At 43.9% G+C, this 19,291-nt stretch carries 14 protein-coding genes; 5 read left to right on the top strand and 9 right to left on the bottom strand.

Features of this window, described 5'->3' with window-relative positions; genetic code table 11:
• Positions 1–215: 215 nt before the first annotated feature.
• Genes FCL46_RS03150 through FCL46_RS03140 form a run of 3 tightly spaced genes read left to right on the top strand, consistent with a single transcriptional unit; the run spans position 216 to position 4,735 of the window.
• Entirely contained in the window at positions 216–1,073 is an 858-nt protein-coding gene (locus FCL46_RS03150; RefSeq protein ID WP_136810252.1) for a phosphate/phosphite/phosphonate ABC transporter substrate-binding protein, read from the top strand.
• Complete coding sequence (locus tag FCL46_RS03145; RefSeq protein WP_136810251.1) at positions 1,074–3,644, top strand: PAS domain S-box protein; 2,571 nt, start codon at positions 1,074–1,076, stop codon at positions 3,642–3,644.
• Positions 3,641–4,735, top strand: a complete 1,095-nt coding sequence (locus FCL46_RS03140; RefSeq protein ID WP_136810250.1) for a response regulator — start codon at positions 3,641–3,643, stop codon at positions 4,733–4,735. Before FCL46_RS03145 ends, FCL46_RS03140 begins: the two co-directional genes overlap by 4 nt.
• 52 nt (positions 4,736–4,787) lie before the next feature.
• Here the strand turns inward: FCL46_RS03140 and FCL46_RS03135 are convergent, their stop codons facing one another.
• The 8 genes from FCL46_RS03135 to FCL46_RS03100 form a co-directional block, all read right to left on the bottom strand.
• Positions 4,788–5,276, bottom strand: a complete 489-nt coding sequence (locus FCL46_RS03135) for a GNAT family N-acetyltransferase (RefSeq protein WP_136810249.1) — start codon at positions 5,274–5,276, stop codon at positions 4,788–4,790.
• Positions 5,277–5,570: 294 nt separating this feature from the next.
• A complete protein-coding gene (locus FCL46_RS03130; RefSeq protein ID WP_136810248.1) occupies positions 5,571–6,032 on the bottom strand; it encodes an Lcl domain-containing protein in 462 nt (153 codons plus the stop codon).
• Positions 6,033–6,125: 93 nt separating this feature from the next.
• The gene (locus FCL46_RS03125; RefSeq protein ID WP_136810247.1) at positions 6,126–6,629 is read right to left on the bottom strand and encodes a DsrE family protein; all 504 of its coding nucleotides are present in this window, start codon (positions 6,627–6,629) and stop codon (positions 6,126–6,128) included.
• Positions 6,630–6,681: 52 nt separating this feature from the next.
• Positions 6,682–7,260 (bottom strand): TetR/AcrR family transcriptional regulator, encoded by a 579-nt coding sequence (locus FCL46_RS03120; RefSeq protein WP_136810246.1) that lies wholly within the window; start codon positions 7,258–7,260, stop codon positions 6,682–6,684.
• Positions 7,261–7,505: 245 nt separating this feature from the next.
• On the bottom strand, positions 7,506–8,411 hold the full coding sequence (locus FCL46_RS03115; RefSeq protein WP_176371634.1) for a PhzF family isomerase: 906 nt from the start codon (positions 8,409–8,411) through the stop codon (positions 7,506–7,508).
• A 206-nt stretch (positions 8,412–8,617) separates the two neighbouring features.
• Positions 8,618–9,619: an RDD family protein gene (locus FCL46_RS03110; RefSeq protein ID WP_136810244.1), complete on the bottom strand. Its 1,002-nt coding sequence runs from the start codon at positions 9,617–9,619 to the stop codon at positions 8,618–8,620.
• A 152-nt stretch (positions 9,620–9,771) separates the two neighbouring features.
• Positions 9,772–11,562, bottom strand: a complete 1,791-nt coding sequence (locus FCL46_RS03105) for a sigma-54 dependent transcriptional regulator (RefSeq protein ID WP_136810243.1) — start codon at positions 11,560–11,562, stop codon at positions 9,772–9,774.
• Positions 11,562–12,716: a PAS domain-containing sensor histidine kinase gene (locus FCL46_RS03100; protein ID WP_136810242.1), complete on the bottom strand. Its 1,155-nt coding sequence runs from the start codon at positions 12,714–12,716 to the stop codon at positions 11,562–11,564. The genes FCL46_RS03105 and FCL46_RS03100 overlap by 1 nt, the downstream gene beginning before the upstream one ends.
• A 294-nt stretch (positions 12,717–13,010) precedes the next feature.
• Between FCL46_RS03100 and FCL46_RS03095 the strand changes: the two genes are divergently transcribed.
• Positions 13,011–15,392, top strand: a complete 2,382-nt coding sequence (locus FCL46_RS03095) for a sigma 54-interacting transcriptional regulator (RefSeq protein WP_167506066.1) — start codon at positions 13,011–13,013, stop codon at positions 15,390–15,392.
• 59 nt (positions 15,393–15,451) lie between these two features.
• Here FCL46_RS03095 and FCL46_RS03090 read toward each other — a convergent pair whose 3' ends face one another.
• Positions 15,452–17,260, bottom strand: a complete 1,809-nt coding sequence (locus tag FCL46_RS03090) for a hybrid sensor histidine kinase/response regulator (protein ID WP_136810240.1) — start codon at positions 17,258–17,260, stop codon at positions 15,452–15,454.
• A gap of 612 nt (positions 17,261–17,872) precedes the next feature.
• On the opposite strand from FCL46_RS03090, the gene FCL46_RS03085 reads away from it, so the two are divergent.
• Positions 17,873–19,288 (top strand): radical SAM protein, encoded by a 1,416-nt coding sequence (locus FCL46_RS03085; RefSeq protein WP_136810239.1) that lies wholly within the window; start codon positions 17,873–17,875, stop codon positions 19,286–19,288.
• The last annotated feature ends 3 nt before the right edge of the window (positions 19,289–19,291 follow it).

Below are 19,291 nucleotides of genomic sequence, written 5' to 3'. Positions count from 1 at the left end.
CTTTAAAACAATCCAGCAGAACGAATGCATATATCCGATATGTAGAGGGTTAATCCTGAGAGTATTGAGCGTTTAGTGGAAACATCGTTTTCTGATGGAAAGTCAATAAGAACAAAAATATATCATGATGATAAAGACCAACTGGATGACGATTCTGTTTTTTGATAGGATTCAAGTCATAAGGACAAACTTTGACACGAATCGAGGTGAATCGAATGATTAGAAATCGAAATATTCTGCTTTTAGTTATTTTTTCGACATTATTGATTGGAATCAACAGTGCTGATGCAGAAACTCAGGATATTACATTTTTAACTTTTGGAATTGTTCCGCAGCAATCTGCAACACGACTTGCCAAACAATGGACCCCACTTATCCAATATCTCAATAAAAAGACCGGTGCGAAAATAATTTTCAAAACAGCTCCGGACATCCCAACATTCGAACAACGGCTTAAGCAGGGTGAATATGACATTGCCTATATGAACCCCTATCATTATACCGTTTTTCATGAAGATCCAGGATATGAGGCAATTGCCAAAGAGAAAGACAAAAAGATTCAGGGATTTATTATTGTTGCCAAAGACAGCCCGGTAACCTCTATTCAGCAATTAAATGATGAAAAACTCGCATTTCCAGCCCCTGCAGCTTTTGCAGCCAGTGTCCTTCCGAGATTTTCATTGGCTCGAGAGAACATCATTATTCACCCGGTGTACGTCTCGTCACACGACTCTGTCTACCTTTCGGTTTCTAAGGGAATTTTTATAGCTGGTGGTGGTATTGTACGTACGCTCAATGCGATGCCTCCTGATATTCAGAATACACTACGAATTCTTTGGCAAACCAAAAAATTCACCCCTCATGCAATAGCTATTCATCCAAATTTCCCTGAAGAAATGCGTAATAAAATTTCCGAGGCGCTATTTTCAGTTTCTGAAACCGAAAATGGACGGAAGATACTCCAGGATCTTAACATGAAAGCATTCGCCGCCGCAGAAAACAGTGACTGGGACGATGTCCGCGATCTAGGAATCAAACTGCTGGATACAAGCCTTGAGAAATCATCAAATTAAATGAAATTCCGTAAGTCTTTCAGATTAAAAACAATCTTTGGTATCGCTTTTATTGAGGCTATCCTCCTGGGTATAATAGGGATAACCAGCCTAAATTTTCTTGCGAAGTCTAATGTCGACAACATAACTGAATACGCAAAGACTACGGCTACACTCTTTGCTACTACAACAAAAAATGCAGTGCTCTCAACCGATCTCGCATCGCTTGAAAGTTATGTCAATGAACTATCTTCCAACCCAAAAATATTATTCTGCAGGGTTGTAAGCTCTGACCTCGGAACTCTTGCAGAGTCAGGATCTGCAAGCTCCTTAAAACAACCATTTATACCATCAAATTCATTTGAAGATATACATGACAATGTTTTTAATGTCCGAGCTGAAATTGAGGAAGCTGACTTCGTATACGGTCACGTCGAATTAGGAATAGATATACGTTCTTTCCTTCAGATAATGGACCAGGCCCGCTCAAGATTTATCGCACTTGCAACTCTCGAAATGCTCCTTGTCGCAATTTTTTCTGCAATCCTCGGGTATTTCCTGACACGTCAACTCAATAGCCTGGTGGATGGTGCGAACCAAATAGCTTCCGGCAATTTTGAATACAGAATCCCTGTTAAGAGCAGAGATGAACTTGGTCAGACAGCACATGTATTCAACGACATGTCAGCAAAACTGAAGCAGACCTACCACTCATTATCTGTCGCTCTAGATGATGCGAATGATAAACGAAAAAAACTTGAAAGCGAAGAAGGCCGCCTCCGCGCAATCCTGAATAGTGTCGTTGATCCATTGATAAGCATAGATACGACTGGAAAGATAGCAATTTTCAACCCCGCAGCAGAGCGTACATTCGGTTATTCAACGGAAGAAGTTATAGGAAAAAATGTCTCTATGATCATGCCGGCTCCTTACAGTAAAGAACATGACTCCTATCTCCAGAGGTACCTCACCGAAGGAGAACCCCGAATTATCAATGTTGGTCGGGAAGTAATTGCCAGAAAAAAAACAGGAGAACAATTCCCAGCTGAACTATCAGTCAGCGAAGTCAAATTGGGAGACGAACACTATTTTATTGGCTTGCTACGCGATATTTCTGAAAGAAAAGAAGCGGAAAAGACAATCCTTAGCGCAAGAAAAAAAGCTGAACAGGCAAGTGAGGCAAAATCGACATTTTTAGCCAACATGAGTCACGAATTGCGTACCCCTCTTAACGCAATTCTTGGTTATGCTCAGATTCTCCTCGACCTTGAAAATCTGCAACCTATTCAGATTAAAGGTCTTGAGACTATTAAAAGTAGCGGTCAGCATCTGCTTCAACTCATAATAGACATTCTCGACATTTCCAAGATTGAAGCTGGTAATCTGGAGTTGGATGCTCAGGTATATAACTTCCCGAACCTCCTGAAAGACATCGAAGACATGATAAACATCAGGGCCGTTGAAAAAGGGATTCAGTTCAATGTCTGGAAATGCCACGACATCCCAACCAACGTTTATGGCGACAGCAAACGACTCAGCCAAATCATTTTGAACCTGCTTACTAACGCCCTTAAATTTACTGACAAAGGGATGGTTATGTTCAAAATCGACAGGGCTAAACCAGATATTTCCGGTTCGTCAGAGAATAGTGTCCCTCTTCAAAACATTTTGAGATTTGAGATACAGGATACCGGCATTGGCATTTCCAAAATGCAACAACAACATATTTTCAAACCATTTTATCAGGCTACCGATATACGACTCAGCAGTGAAGGTGCCGGACTTGGCCTCTCAATAACCAGGCAATTGCTCAATCTGATGGGTTCAGATTTATACTTAAAAAGTACACCGGGAGAAGGGAGCACATTCTGGTTTGACCTCAATCTCGAAGAGCAAAAAGGCAATCGTCTTAAATCGCTTAAAGAATCAAAGAAAATAACCGGCTACACAGGACCGGCTACGAGGATTCTTGTTGTTGACGATGTGGCTGACAACCGCAACGTGCTCAGATACATGCTTATGCCTCTCGGATTCGAAATAGAAGAAGCTGAAAATGGAGAACAATGTTTGCAGAAAATTGCAAAACGTACTCCGGATCTCATTCTTCTGGATTTACGCATGCCTGTAATGGATGGCTTTGAAGCACTTAAGCAAATCCGAAACAATCCGGCTACCCAGGAACTTCCGGTCATCGCAATCTCAGCCAGTGTCAGTCCGAAAAAAATCAAGGAAGTAATGGCAAGTGGCTGTAACAACTACATTTCAAAACCTTTCAAGAAAACAAATCTTCTTAAGATACTTGGGGAAACGCTTAATCTGGAATGGCTTTTCACAGAACAGAAACGGCCTGCAAAGGCCGATAAGACGCTCAGGGGTCCTGATACACCCTTATCCAAATTACCAGACGATATTATTCGTGAAATTGTAACTCATGCAGAACGAGGAAGTGTCAGAAAGCTTCAGGAAATAGCTGACACAATTTCAACATCCGCCACCATCGATACAGAGTGGCAGCACGTTCTCATCCCCCTGATAAGAAAATATAAATTTCAAGAAATACTCGATATTTTTAATAATGAGAAGACAACATGAAGCACGATGAATACACATTGTTACTTGTTGATGACAACACAACCAATCTTGATGTACTCTCGGACCTCTTGCTCAACAAAGGTTACGAAATCCTGGTCTCTATAGACGGAGCATCGGCAATAGAGCGTGCCAGGTTGACCCAGCCTCACCTTATCCTGCTCGACATAATGATGCCTGGCATAGACGGTTTCGAAACATGTAAAAGACTTAAAGCCGATCCGGCTACAGCTGAAATTCCTGTCATATTCATGACCGCACTTGGTGATACCCAGAACAAAGTCAGGGGATTTTCATCGGGTGCCGTCGATTATATAACCAAACCATTTGAAGCGGATGAAGTTCTGGCACGTGTCTCAAACCACCTTCTGATTCAACAGCTCCAGAAAGATCTCAAAGAGAAAAACGCGCTCCTTTCTGATCGTGCAAAGCATCTGGAGAGTGAAGTTCATAAACGAACGTTGCTTCTTAAAGATGCTCTGAAACTACTCAAATCATCGTCATTAGATACTATTTTGCGACTTACCATGGCAGCTGAATATAAAGACAAAGACACAGGACAACACACCAGGCGCATAGGCCATTTGAGTGGGGCCACCGCTAAACTGCTGAACCTCTCTGACAAAGAAGTGGAAACCATTCTCAATGCAGCACCAATGCATGACATTGGAAAAATCGGTATTCCTGATGCCATCCTTTTAAAGCCCGGAAAATTAGATAAAGATGAATGGGATATAATGCGGCAGCATACGACCATCGGCGCTAAAATTCTTGCCGGCTCAGATGTTGACTTCATTAACCTGGCACACACTGTGGCCATGACACATCATGAAAAATGGGATGGCAGCGGTTACCCAACAGGTTTGAGCGGCAATGATATCCCGATAATTGGACGGATTGTCGCCATAGTTGATGTTTTTGACGCACTGCTATCCAGAAGACCCTATAAAGAACCTTTTTCCCTGGAAATGACCCTCGCCATCCTTGAAGAAGGCAGAGGAAACCACTTCGACCCTGATATTGTCGACCTTTTTCTCGCTAACATAGATGAGCTACTTGCCATCAGGCAAAAATACACGGATACAACCGACTAGGAGGGTGTCCGAGAATAAGGGTTTTGGTTAAAATCGAGACATAGTCAAAAAGTTATAATTGCACAGAAACGTTTCGAGCGATCATAAGCACCTCATCAGCAGAGTATAGATCACGTATCGTAACCTCCACTTCTGCACCTAAGGTCTTCGTATATAATTGCTGCGCATAGTTATCTGCACGTGTGGTAACCAGTATATGCTTAATTGTTGCCCCTCTTATGGCGAGTTGTCTATTTAATTGCTGCAGGGACTCATTGATAAGCCGTGTACCAATACCATTACCGTGGAATTCAGGCAGAACAGCAAGTTGCTCAAGTTCTATAACAACTTCTGGTCGAAAACCGCTTTTCTGGCTCCACTGGATATAGCCAACGATTTCATTCGGTGATTTTTCGGCCACAAAATATTGAATCCGTGGATACGCCTTACTATTACATTCTATCCACTCTTTCGACATCGTCTGGCGAACAAAAGCAGCTTGATGAATGCGTGCAGTAGCAGTAATGTCAGTTTCGTCTAACGGCCGAATTTCCAGTTCCATTGTATTTGCTTTAACCTTCCAGAAGATTACGAGTAAGAGAAAATTATACTACCAATCTCAACACATCTAAGCCTCAGTTTTTTTTATGGTAATGCGATAGACGTGAATAGAAAGGAGTCTTGAACCATTCCCCTATTAAGACAGGTGCATGTATATACGCTTCCAGCGCCCCCTGCAGAGAGACTGTTTACACAACCCATAACTGAAAAGATATTCTTTCAACTACGGGTTATATTCGTTGTGTCAGGAAAGGGTGTGCTCTCTAGCTTTGCTTGTCAAAGTTTGAATCGAAATTTATAGATTTGTTGATGGACGAACCGCCCGTATGTAGCCTGCCTTTCCTTTGTAAAAGGTACGGGATGGGCCACATTGATCCCCAATCTCCCAGGCCCCGACATAGGGTTGCCCCTTTTCATCAGCAAGCCAGTAATATCCTTCAAGACGTAATTTAACGTCACCGTTCTGCTTTAAATCGAAGAGGGAAAAAATTGTATACAGTTCCTGTTTAGTTGGCAGTCTCCAATCCGAATATTCACCCTGATTAAGACCAGCAAGATACTCGTTTACATCTTCAGGGATTTTAAGGCGGGCGGAACGTTTTACCAACCACATCAATTCACTCTGCTGTTCCAAAACAATATCGTCTGAAAACGTTTTGAGTGAAGGTGCAGCCCCGACGGCCTGAGAGGCAATAAGAACAAGTAAAGGGAAGATGGCAATGAGTAGCCTGCTCTGCAATTTTCGATAATCAATCATTTTTTATTTCCAGTGAATTGAGTAGTGAGTTTCTATGCGAAAGCTCACTACCTACGAGTTGTGAAGAAAGGCCATTCTCAGACAACCACCTGGTTATTGAATAGGCACCAGAGCATATCCTTTTCCCTGATATCCGGTAAGCGATACAAAGGTGTTGCCCACAACATGTATTCCAGGAAGAATTGTGCTGTTGTCAATTTTGTACAGGTTTGTCGCAATTGAGCACGCCTCCTGTCGTATACCGAGGTCCCGAAGTTCTTTTAAAAGGATTGTTGATCTGGCCAGACTCTGCTGATCCTCATCTGAAAAAGACCATGTCTCAGTGTTGATAAGTCTCACAGTAGCTCCACGGAATGCAATGACGATCTCCGGTTTAAGCCCCTGCCGGATTATGTCTTCGTGAGTCTTTTTTATAACGCCCAAATACAATTCGAGTGATTTGGCATCTTTCAGGTTGATATCGAAGAGCGTTTTTGCGCTAGTCAAGCCTTCTAAAGCATTGGTGTCATTATATTGACCAGAAAATGCCGGTGTTGACATTCCGATACCCATACACACCAGAATTGATACTATCACCGTGTAAAAAGTAGATTTCATGATTCCTCCTTTTCTGTGGATCGATTTTTTTTGTTGTTGTGATGAAAATATTTCACGCAGCAACACCTTTCCAGGCACATTCCCAGCATTCTTCCAAATAGGAAGGAAGTGGATTTTCGAGAACACCATCAAGACGTAAAAAGATGAGTCGGATTGCTCCTCCGAAGATGGCAACTGCGGCAACGTTTGGATCTATTCTGCGTATTTCACCCGCTTCAATACCTTCAATTATCATCTGTTTCATAAAAGTAAAGGGACGGGAAGAACATACCGGCTTTTCCTCCGGCATAAATTCCTGATGTTTGGCATAAAGCATATAATGCATTGCATCTCTGTCTTTTTCTGTTGTTTCAAAAAGATACTCCATCACAGTTCTGCATCGATCATGGCTTGTCTGGTGTGTGGACATGACTTGCGATATCACCTGACTCATGTTCGATTCTATATGCGTAAACAGTGCCTTAGCGATTGCTTCTTTATTGCCAAAATGATGATAGATTGACCCAATGCTGACATTGGCCTGTTTCTGTATATCATGAACAGAGGTGTTGAAATATCCTCGCTCTGAAAACAGTCTCAAAGCTACCGATAACACGAGCTCTTTTCTATCTATTGTTTCAATTTCACTCATCGTTTCTCCTTGGAACGAGCATTAGAACGAACGTTCGTTCTAGCATGTAATACATTGTGACAATTGTCAATTATATTTTATTACCGCTCACACAGGCACAGGAATAATCACATATATACTATTGATTTTATGTGCAGTTTATTATTAAGAAAATCAAACTCGGTCTCATTCGAAAACGGCCCTTTACGGGGTCAGAGCGTTATACTGAAAATTAGATCCTTCGATGAACGAAAGATGAGACTACATTAAAGTTCAATTGATGTTTTGAAGAGTGTTACAGCTTCACCGGCAATTCTTATCAGGCTGGGTACCCCATCTATTATTGATACAGATACTTCAACACAGCCTTCCCTTCCTATGGCTTCGCCCTGAGCACCTTTGAAAGTTAAGATATCAGACTCTGTGTCTACCAGTTTATTGTGAACCAGATAGGCGCCAAGTGGTCCATTTGCATTGCCTGTCACAGGATCTTCATTGATACCAATTGCAGGCGCAAACATTCTGCCATAGCTTAAAATATCTGAATCATCTGAGTTGAGCGTAAAAACAAAATAGCCATTGCAATGGATGATCGAGCTAAGCTCTGCCAACTTCTGAAAATTAGGTTCGAGGGCATTAAGCCTGTTCCTGCTTGTAATGCCAATCATCACTTTAGAGTGACCGGCTGATACTATTTGTACTGGGCATCGTGTATCACGATCGTCAGGCACAAGACCGAGATACTCTACTATTTGCTGCTCTACATCTTCGGGCATGGGTGGATCAATCTTAATTTGCCCCTGAGTCATCCACACTTTTATAGCTTCACCTGATCTCACTATCTCAAAAGGAAGCACACCAACGTTTGTCTTCATCTTAAGAACACACGACCCGGTTTCTTCTTCGATCGCTTTAGCATACATTGCAGCTATTGTTGCATGACCGCAGATAGGAACTTCTATAGTCGGCGTAAAGTATCGTATGATTCCGTCACAACTGTCGTCATCCGGGCGAAACAAAAATGCCGTTTCAGAATTATTCAATTCTCGTGCAATAGCCTGCATCTGTTTTTCTGATAGCCCATCTGCATTTACAACCACACCAGCCGGATTGCCCTTAAATTTCGTTTTGGTGAAAGCATCAATTTGGTAAAGCGTATATTGCTTCATAATGTTCACTTTTATGATATGTCTCGGACATGTTATACAGAAAAGTCGGTTAACGCGACATGCTGTTCAGAAATCAATAGAATTTAGTCTCTCATCCAGATGACCAGCCAAATCAAGCATAAAGAACACACCACTCAACAAAAGTAATATGCACGGTATTGTCCTTGTGCAAAGATGCTAATATTGGCAGAGAATATATATTTTCAGGTCTATTGGGGAGTAGAGTGATCCACATCGGTTCCGATAGAGTCTACGGCCACTGGACTTCGTTCAGAACGCAATTCACGTGGATTAAACCTGTGACTATGGGTGTTCCATCGCGATGCGATTCCAATATCGAACCCATAAACCAGATGTATTTGCATCACATCTTTTTGAATAGATTCTGGATAATTATCCACTATAGATATAGCAAGTAAACGTGCAAGTTCCTCATTTGCTATATCGTTTTTCAAAAGGGTGACTTTGGCACTTGTGTAGGTGGTTTCAGTGGTTCCGGAATCGCTTGAGGTAAATATACTTTTCCCATATGAAACACCAGCAAACTGTACAGAAGGATATTCCATTAAGGCCTTCCTGCTGGCCATTAGATTAACAAATGGTTCCTGTTCTGCCATATTAAGTGTAAATACGGGAACAACAGCAGCAGTAATAAAAAATAGGGCGACAATGACGAAGTGGGGTTTCCAGACGCTTTCGACAAATTGCTGCTCAACACCAACGTTTACAACATATGATCCAACCGCAATATCATGCAATGACTGCCGTGTTACCCGATTAAATATATAAAGATATATTACCGATGCCAAGCCACCGAAAACAATCATAGCAAGTATATATATCAAAAATGAGGTTAAAAACTCATCAGGAAACTGCATCCCATTCAGAGAAAAGGGAATTGCTAAAACTGAATATCTGGCTATCGATTTTGGAACTTCAAGTGGTTCATTATTTGAACCTACCACCCGAATATTGAGAATTTTTTTGCCGAATGTCTGCCCATTGACAAGCTTGCTATTAAAAATACCGAAATATGCTAATGCAATAAAGAATCCGACAAAACGCCCCCAGTTGCCCATTGCTACAAAAGTAGTCTCAAGAATTAACCCAATACATTGGCCAACAATCCCAAGAAGTATACTATCTATAACTAATGCGATAATCCTTCGCCAAAAGCCGGAAATCCACCGTTGTTGTTTGCCCTCAGACATATCCTCTCCCATGAAAATAATTCTATTCAATGTGACACCAACTAAAGCCACGAGTTTATATGCCTAAGCTTACAGAATCCTTACAACATCTACAATAACACACCACATATTACATCGGTATGACCATTGCACCCATGCGTTTCATGATGCTCTCAGAGGTCTTCAACACTCACGTTATACCGTTTTAGTTTTCGGTATAATGTTGATCTATCCATACCGAGCAATCTGGCAGCTTTTGCCTTGTTACCGCCGACCTGGCTCAATATCATCAGGATAGTTTCTTTTTCACTGCGTATTGGTGTTTCCGGTACTCTTATAGTATTTGATAACGGGTCTGTCGGTAGTGCTGATGAATAATTTCTGGTGTTTTCCTTTTTGTGTAACTCATGGGGCAGATGTTCGATGAGCATCGTTGTACCTGTACACATTACACAACCGCGCTCTATTACATGGCGCAGTTCACGTACATTCCCAGGCCAGGAATAGTTCACCAGCATCTGCATAGCCTGGTCTGAAACTGAATAGACATTCCTTCCAAGCTTGTCGGCAAAATAGGTCAGAAAATGGTGAACTAACAGTTGAATACAATCGTTTCGTTCACGGAGTGGCGGCATATTAATCTCAACCACCTTGAGGCGATAATAGAGATCTTCTCTAAACTGTCCTTCACGAACTTTTTTCTGGAGATCGACGTTGGTCGCAGCAATAACCCGCACATCTACCTGGATAGGCATATCCTCACCTACCGGGGTAAAGGTCTGCTCCTGTAGAAAGCGAAGAAGCCGCAATTGCATGCGGGGCGAAATATCGCCGATCTCATCAAGAAAGAGTGTACCTTTATCGGCCTGCAGAAGCCTTCCCGGCCTATCTCTATCAGCACCGGTAAAAGATCCTTTTTTATGGCCGAACAATTCACTTTCAAGCAGTTCTTCCTGTACTGAAGCACAATCTACCTTTATAAGCGGCATATGCTTTCGTTTGCTCTCAGTATGCAACGCTTCTGCCGCGATCTCTTTTCCCGTACCTGATTCACCTGTTATGAGAACTGCTGTGTCTACCTTGCCCACATTCTCTATCAGGCTATATACGCCTTGCATCACGGCGCTGCGTCCTACAAAACCATGAAACCTGTCTCTACCGGTAAATGTATTCTCTTCAGGAACACCGAGGGTAATATCCCGCACCACCAGCACTGCGCCTGTAAGCTCTTCAGTTACATCACGTAATGGTGCTGCGGTCAGACTGACCATCCGTTTCTCACCGCCTGAACACGAACATTCCACCTGATGTTCACGAACCGTTACACCTTTTGTGATGACTGCCTGAGCATCGTTGAAGCAGGCAACGGCCATATTCCCTGTAAGGCTTGCTAAGTTTTTATTATGTGCTCCCTGCGGAAGCATCTCAGAACACCAGCGCCGTGCAGTATCATTAAGCTGAATGATGTTCATTTCATCATCAACCGTGATAATTGCATCTGAAACAGAGCTGAAGATTACCTCAAGATACCTTCTGTACTTTTCGTTTTCCTGCTGCAGGGATTTTCGCTCCTGCTCAAGCTCCCAGTGTTTGAGCGCCTGACGGACGAACCTGAGCAGTGTCTCTTTATTCACAGGTTTTGAAATATAATCAAAAGCACCATATCGAACAGCTTCAGCCGCTGTCTTCAGGTTCGGAAATCCGGTTATCATAACCACAGGACACTCTATACCAGCCTCCTGAATGTATTTAAGCAAGGTAGTTCCCGATTTGCCTTCGAGCACGATATCACTGACGACAAGATCAAACTGTTCTTTTTCAAGCGCAGCAATTGCATCTTCAAGGGTTGCGGCTGTTGTTATGAAGCCATACCCTTCGCGCTTCAAAAACATTTTGAAGGTGTAACGAATACTCTCTTCGTCATCCACAATCAGGATGTGGATATTTTCCCTATTTTCAGCCATTAGCTCTCCGATGCCGGTATTTCTACTATCATATCTGTGTACTGGTTGAGCATTGAATCGACCCGTAAAGTACCTTTATGATTCGATACTATGCCATAACTGATACTTAACCCCAGCCCCGAGCCCTGCCCCGCCGGTTTGCTGGTAAAAAATGGTTCGAACATTTTATCGAGAATACCCTGCGGAATCCCTGTACCTAAATCTCTCACCGTTAACCTGAAATATGGCTTTGCTTCGATTTCTATTGGCTGGCAGGAAATTTCTATGCGCTTCTCTTTAACGGGCGTATTATAGCGTTCATTCAATGCGTATCTGCTGTTACTGATCAGGTTGAGCACCACCTGCTGAAGTTGGGAATAGTTGCCAACGATAAGGCACGATGGTTCATGATGGCTGAATACCAGCTCAATACCATCTCGATTAAGCTGATGCTCCACCAGCGCAATACAATCTTTAACTACTTCGTTAAGATCGACCAGCCCCCTTACATTCTCATTTTCTCTTGAGAATGAGAGCAGGTTATAGATAATTTGCGCTATCCGCTCACCTTCCTGAACAATTTTCTCTAAAAGAAGTGCCTGGTCGCCTCCCTTCGGACAATCATCGAGTAACAGCTGGGCAAAATTGATTATCCCGTTTATCGGGTTATTCACCTCATGGGCAACTCCAGCTGCCAGCTCACCTATCGCAGCAAGTTGCGCAGTGCGGATCGAATCGACCTTACGTACCTCATCCTTAGTGAGTTGCCTGGCAATAAGCAGTATTTTTTGCTCTTCGTTGTCTTCTATATTCTGCACCGGCTTAATGGTGAGCGAAAAATTACCACCAAGCCCTGGAAGCCTCGTATCCTCCATTCGTGAAGAACAGGTAAGAAGAAACTCTTCTAAAGGGCACTTGATATGCGGCCAGCGCCCTCCGTGAATAATCTCACAAATTCCAGCCCCAACCACTTCATCACGCGTTTTCCCTGCAGCCTGTAAAAGTGCATCGTTCACCTCCAGGATCGTCCCTTCCGGAGTTACGAGCAATACAGGATCCTGAATCGCATGAAACAGCTCAATAGCTGCACTTGCCGGCACACTGCCAGAGCGTCGCTGTGTGTCGGTATCGGGAGTATCCTTTTTATCGCTTAAAGGTGGACAATCAATATTCATATAGAAATGCTCCCTCATTTCCCAGGTTAATCCAGCTATGTTTTATAACAACGTTTTCAGGCCAACCACCTAACCTATTATCACACCGTAACACATCTTACTGGATGAACTTCGTCATTCACCTTTTTTACTGCATTCAACTGTCAACACAGCGACATAATACCAGTATTTTACGTGCATATGCAACATATCTATGATATTCTTATATCGGCTTCTGAGAATCCCACGCGCTATAAACCTATTGCAAAAGCAGCAGACCTAACGAGCAATCGTACGGCACTGCAGAGGTTATACATGTTTCATCTCTTTCATCAAAAGGCTCCCCTCTCAGACAGCGGACATATCACTGTTGACGGTGACCTGAATATTACCTCCTGCAGTCCTTCAGCTGCCTATCTTTTCAGCAAGCAGGCTGCAGACATCATTGGTAAAAATTTCCTTCTTCTGTTCGGCTCCGATAATCGTTACGCAACATTATGTAAACAGCTGGTACGCATAGCAGAACCAAACGGAAGCAACTCAGCCGACTTCAGCCTGGACCATACCTTTGCCGGAAAATATTCACCGCTTCAGGTTCAGATCATTGCTCTGCCAAATGACAAGGGAAGTATCGCTGGCGCAGTCATCAATTTTACAGATTTCAATACCCCGCTTGCTGCAAGCAGACTGGCCCTGAACTCGATTGCCGAAGGGGTATTTACAGTAGACCACGATAGAAAGATCACATCATTTAATGTTGCAGCAGAGCGCATAACAGGCTGGACAAAAACTGAAGCAATCGGCCAAAAGTGCAGAACAATTTTTCGCACTTCGCTTTGCAGCAAAGATTGCCCCATTACCAGTTCGATAAACAGTTCACTGGGAATCACACGGAGAATCCTTTACATCACCAGCAAAAGCGGCCATCAAATTCCTGTTCATATATCTGCAACGCCGCTTGTTGATCTCAGTAATAATATAATCGGTGGAGTAGAAACATTCAGTGATATTACCGCCTCCCTTCAGCATGATATTATACTTGATGCTGTAGCAGACGGAGTATTCACCGTTGATGAACATGCCGTCATAACATCATTTAATAAGGCCGCTGAAAAGATTACCGGCTGGAAGTCACAGGAAGTGCTGGGAAAAGTTTGCGCCGAAGTCCTTCTCGCCGATAACACTTTGGATAAGTGCACACTGACGACCTGCATGAATGAGAAAACAACAATCGTCGATAAAGAAATCTTTATTCGCGGAAAAAGCGGTGCTTCAATCCCGGTGAGTGCCAGTGCGGCACCATTTCTCGATCCGCAGGGCAATGCGCTTGGCGGCGTTCAATCGTTTAGAGACAGCACAAGTCGCCAGCAGACCACCCTGATTCTGGATTCTGTCGCGGATGGAGTTTTTACCGTAGACAGGGATTGGCGAATAACCTCGTTTAATATGGCAGCAGAACTTATCACCGGCTGGAAACGTGAAGAGGCGATCGGCGAATTCTGCAGCGATGTCTTTCACTCCTCTATTTGTGGAAAGAACTGTGCAATTGCAGAAAGCCTCTATACCGGGGCACCCATTTCCAACCGATCGATCAATATCCAGACAAAAGATGGAGAATGCGCGTCAGTAAGTATTTGCGCCGCCCCGCTTCTGGATCAGGACGGAAATGTTGTTGGAGGTGTTGAGACCTTTCGGGATCTCAGTGTAGAAATAAGTCTCAGACAGCAGTTGATGAAGAATTTCACCTTCGACGCAATAATCAGTAAAAGTCCACCTATGCAACGCCTCTTCCAGATATTGCCGGATATTGCCCGAAGTGAGAGCAATGTGCTTATTCTTGGAGAAAGCGGCACAGGTAAAGAGCTCATTGCCAGAGCCATCTATAACAGTTCAGTAAAAAGCGAAAATCCATTCGTGGTTGTCAACTGCGGAGCACTGCCCGAAACACTGCTCGAATCTGAACTTTTCGGCTATAAAGCCGGGGCATTCACCGATGCTAAAAAAGATAAAGAAGGCCGCTTTGCCGCAGCAGAAGGCGGCACCCTCTTTCTTGATGAGATTGGCGATATTCCACAGTCCATTCAGGTTAAACTCCTTCGTGTACTTCAGAACAAAGAGTACGAACCGCTTGGCAGCAACGTTCCGGTCAAGGCCAATGTCAGAATACTCGCCGCCACCAACCGCAACCTCTCACAACTCGTAAAAGAAGGCGACTTTCGCGATGATCTTTTCTACCGCTTAAACGTCGTTAAAATACAGCTTCCACCACTCAGAGACCGGATTGAAGATATCCCGCTGCTTATAGACCATTTTGTCGATAAATTCAGAGCAGAAAAGCAAAAAGACATTGTTGGGGTCAGTGATGAGGTCATGAATATCCTCATGCGCTTTAACTACCCGGGCAATATCCGAGAGCTTGAAAATATCATCGAATATGGATTTATCCTCTGCCCCGGCGGCTATATCCTGCCATCTCACCTGCCAGAAAGTCTTTCCAGCGAGAACACTATAAACTCCGGGCTTTCAATCAACGATTCAACTGGTAAGTCACTTGAAGATATAGAGAAGTTGGCAATACTACAATCACTTGAACGCAATCAGTGGAAGAAGATGAAAACCTGTCGGGAATTGGGAATCTCAAAGGATACACTACGGAGGAAGATTCGTGGTTATGGGCTTGAGGAAATGATTGGGTGAAATCAGGGGTGAGCAGACCATCCGAAAAGTAGCCCGAACACATTTGTCCCCTTTCCCAGCTAATCGTACTCACTCGCCAGACATTTTTTAATTGCTCCTGCCAGTTCCTCGAGTGAATACGGCTTTCTGACAATAGTACACGCGCCAAGTTCAAGCGTTTTATCCACATCATCGCTGGTGGAATAACCACTGACAATGATAGCTCTCTGCTCTGGTTTAAATGAAATTATCTCCTGATAGGTCTCGCATCCGCTCATACCTGTGTTGAGTACCATATCAAGGAGAACAATATCAAAATTTTCAACCTTGAGATGCTGTACAGCTTCTTCACCGGAGCTTACAGCCACACCTGAATAGCCAAGTGCTTCTATAGCGTTAAGTGCAATTTCTGCAAGACTGGGTTCGTCATCGACAATCAGGACAGTACCTGTACCACGCATATTCTTTAAGGAGGGAGAGGCACTTATAGCTAAAATGGAATTCTCCGGTAAGAGCTTAAGACGAAGAGTAAATTGTGCACCTGTGGCCGTATTTTGGGCGGTGATGGTACCTTTATGCTCTTTAATGGTGTTCCAGACTACCGAGAGACCGAGCCCCGAACCGCTTCTCCCCATTTTCTTAGTTGTATAAAACGGTTCAAAAATACGCTCAAGATGCTCAGGTGCAATACCCGCTCCCTGATCGGAGATCGTTATAATAAGATATTTATTCTCAGTGCCAGAGTGCTCGTCGACTTCATTTTCGGTATCTATAGATGTGGATATTGTCACAAGCCCCTCATGTCGGCTTGCCTCGACTGCATTGAGCAATAGATTCATGATACATTTTCTTAAATGAACCGGAGAAAAAAGAACAACGGCCTGTTCCGCATTGAGCTCGGTTTTGATCTGTACCCCAGGGTACGGTGTAACCATCGTTCTCCACTCAGGAGAATCAATAAACTCTGTTATGACCCGATTGACATCCGTTGGTTCCTTCACTGAAGCAACATCACGTGCCAGAGTAAGCAGGTCGCTGACCACATCTGCAGCCCTTTTGCCAGCCTGCTCTATTAACACCAGTTTTTTGGTGATAGGGCTATCGTCGGGAAGCTCCGTTCGAATAAGTTGTGGGTATGTGACCACTCCTGAAAGGATGTTATTTAAATCATGAGCAACACCACTTGCCAGTGTGCCGATCATTTCCATCTTTTGAGATTGTCTGAGCTGTTCTGCAATTTTTTCTTTGTCAGCTATCTCCTGCTGAAGTTGCTCAGTTCGCTGTGCGATAATTGCTTCCTGTTCCTGATACGCCTTCATTGTCTGAGCTTTAAAACGCAGTCTTTCTATCTCAAACAGATAAGCGAATATAAGTGCCACGATTGTAGAAGGTATGTAGCGAACAACAAAACCCATTGAGTAGATTCCGGAGTCGGGGGTGACAGCATCCAGAATTGTCAAAGAATACGCAGGAATGAACAGCAGGATAGTGGCAATTGTGCCGTGTGCAGGACCAAGCAGGAATATTGCAAAAAATGGATATGTGTAATGCCACATATACGTGGTGCCTTGAGCTGCCTGACTCGCAAAGAGATAAAGATATAGCGAGTACATAAACACTACGCCCGCATAGCGACATTGTTTTTGGTAGTCAGTCCAGCGATAAACCGCAAGCAGAGCACAGAGAACCAGACTGGCAAGATAATCCACTAAGGCTGTTTTCGTGTTTCCCTGAATCAAGGATGCAGTGGCAACACTTGTCAGAACAAAGACGGCCAGGAGACCTATTATCATTACAAGCAGGTAACGGCGATTCTCCTCAGCCGGCAAATTATGCTTTTTCCCAAGAAGCAGGACTTTAAGATGATTTTGAAAACGATGGAATATCAATGTCAGCCGACCTTTGGTGTATACGTTGGAATGAAGTGTTCTGTATAGAATTAATCATTACATGGAATTGATGAAAAGAAATAGCTGTATAAAATGGTATAAAATTCAAGCCGAACCACATTAACGCACTGATATCATATAACAATTGCCCTCAAAAAACATTATTCTTACCGCAAAGTCTCATTTGCTCATAAAAAACAGCAATGCAGGGTCCTGCTGGCTATTGAAACGCTTGCACTTTTATGTGATCAGGTGAGAGTGTAATTGTTAAATGAGATATTGCAGATTGCGCACCGGTCACGTATATGTGCAGAACATCAATACTCGCCATCTTTGGGAATGACCATGTCAGGGACATGCAGCGTTTCAGTCATATTTTTTTGGGCAGCCAGGGAACAGTAAACAGCAGTGGTCTGCTACCTGTTACCTCACAAACTCTTTTCGCGGACATCGGCCGCCAGTACCTTCCAGAGATCCTTGTTGCCCCTCGGATTATCTTGGAAAAGCCTTCAAAACTCTTTCCTGAGAGTTGATTAATATTACGTTTTTCTACGTTTATTTTGGCCAATCGACGTTCTTGTGCGAAAGGCTTATTTCCCATGCGAGGGGATCATGACATTATCAGTACGACAACGCGACAAGATAGTCGCCACCAATCAGCGGGAATTTGGCGAGCGTTACCAGAGCCTCAAATTCCCTGACAATCATGCTCTGCAGATCGCGGAGCAGCAGCGGTCTGAATATCTGGCGGAACTGCATGGCACAGTGGTTACCGACTTGCTCGGCACCAAACTCGATATGCGCAAACTCTCTCCTGGATGCAAGATCTGCACGGAAGGGAATTGGTCGTGTCTTTTCATCAGCGGTAAATGTAATTGTAGGTGTTTCTATTGTCCGACCTCCCAGGACGAGATCGGAAAGCCGACCACAAACTCGGTTGAGTTTGACCATCCCGCCGATTATGTAGCCTACCTCGAACGATTCGGTTTTGCTGGGGCAAGTATCAGTGGCGGGGAGCCTCTCTTAACTCTGGAGCGCTCACTAGCCTTCATCCGCGCGATCAAACGACGTTTCGGCTCGGGCATACATGTCTGGCTTTACACCAACGGCACCCTGGCTACGGTTGAAACCTTATCCAAATTGCGGGACGCAGGGCTTGATGAGATCCGTTTTGATATTGGCGCCATCGACTATAACCTGCAGCCATTGTCACGGGCTGTCGGGCTGATACCGACAGTGACGGTTGAGATTCCTGCCATTCCTGAAGAAAAGGAAAGGATGAAATGTTTGCTAAGCGAATTGCGGGATACCGGCGTACAGCATCTCAATCTACACCAGCTGCGCCTGACTCCTTTTAATTATGACCAACTGCAGGCCCGCAACTATCGGTATATTCATGGCGAGAAGATCACTGTCCTCGATTCCGAACTGGCGGCTTTGGAGATACTGCAACATGGTATTCGGGAGGGCATCGATCTACCGATTAATTACTGCTCGTTCCCTTATAAAAACCGGTTTCAGGGTGGTGCTTCGCGGCGGCGTAATGCATCTTTTCTCCTCCATGGCTTCGAAAGCCTGACAGAGAGCGGCTTTATCCGTACGTTGACCCTGCTGGGCAAACCGGCCAAACTCCACAACATTATCAGTTCTTTTGGCAAGCAGAGTAATGCAGAAACCCTATGGAAAATCAATGGTGCCAAAAATCAACTGACGCTACACCCGAGCCTCTGGCCACTGGTACAAACCGATGGACTGCGACTCCTCGTTGCCCATAGCGGCGCGTATCAAAAATCGTCGGTAAGCTACCGCAACCCTTTTTCCACCATTGAACTCAGCCCGACTAAAAACATCGTGGTTGAACGGGTAAAGCACCACGCAGACTTTGAGCTTAATCAAGACCAGGCAGAGCTTTTTGCCGCTGTTTTCATAATGCAAACGCAATCCGCCAGCGAACTGCCGCAACAGGATATGTGGGATGAACTCAAAGGTTTTGAAAAAACACAGGAAGGTTTACTGGAATATTTTTAATCC

This window comes from Desulfosediminicola flagellatus (assembly GCF_005116655.2).
Taxonomy (GTDB): Bacteria; Desulfobacterota; Desulfobulbia; order Desulfobulbales; family Desulfocapsaceae; genus Desulfopila; species Desulfopila flagellata.
Note: the sequence above shows the minus strand (reverse complement) of the source record. Positions and strands in the feature narration are given on the sequence as shown.

Excerpts from the sequence above, each read along its gene's own strand:
- FCL46_RS03150 (WP_136810252.1), top strand. The coding sequence starts at position 216 with ATGATTAGAAATCGAAATATTCTGCTTTTAGTTATTTTTTCGACATTA.
- FCL46_RS03145 (WP_136810251.1), top strand. The coding sequence starts at position 1,074 with ATGAAATTCCGTAAGTCTTTCAGATTAAAAACAATCTTTGGTATCGCT.
- FCL46_RS03140 (WP_136810250.1), top strand. The coding sequence starts at position 3,641 with ATGAAGCACGATGAATACACATTGTTACTTGTTGATGACAACACAACC.
- FCL46_RS03135 (WP_136810249.1), bottom strand. The coding sequence starts at position 5,276 with ATGGAACTGGAAATTCGGCCGTTAGACGAAACTGACATTACTGCTACT.
- FCL46_RS03130 (WP_136810248.1), bottom strand. The coding sequence starts at position 6,032 with ATGATTGATTATCGAAAATTGCAGAGCAGGCTACTCATTGCCATCTTC.
- FCL46_RS03125 (WP_136810247.1), bottom strand. The coding sequence starts at position 6,629 with ATGAAATCTACTTTTTACACGGTGATAGTATCAATTCTGGTGTGTATG.
- FCL46_RS03120 (WP_136810246.1), bottom strand. The coding sequence starts at position 7,260 with ATGAGTGAAATTGAAACAATAGATAGAAAAGAGCTCGTGTTATCGGTA.
- FCL46_RS03110 (WP_136810244.1), bottom strand. The coding sequence starts at position 9,619 with ATGTCTGAGGGCAAACAACAACGGTGGATTTCCGGCTTTTGGCGAAGG.
- FCL46_RS03105 (WP_136810243.1), bottom strand. The coding sequence starts at position 11,562 with ATGGCTGAAAATAGGGAAAATATCCACATCCTGATTGTGGATGACGAA.
- FCL46_RS03100 (WP_136810242.1), bottom strand. The coding sequence starts at position 12,716 with ATGAATATTGATTGTCCACCTTTAAGCGATAAAAAGGATACTCCCGAT.
- FCL46_RS03095 (WP_167506066.1), top strand. The coding sequence starts at position 13,011 with ATGTTTCATCTCTTTCATCAAAAGGCTCCCCTCTCAGACAGCGGACAT.
- FCL46_RS03085 (WP_136810239.1), top strand. The coding sequence starts at position 17,873 with ATGACATTATCAGTACGACAACGCGACAAGATAGTCGCCACCAATCAG.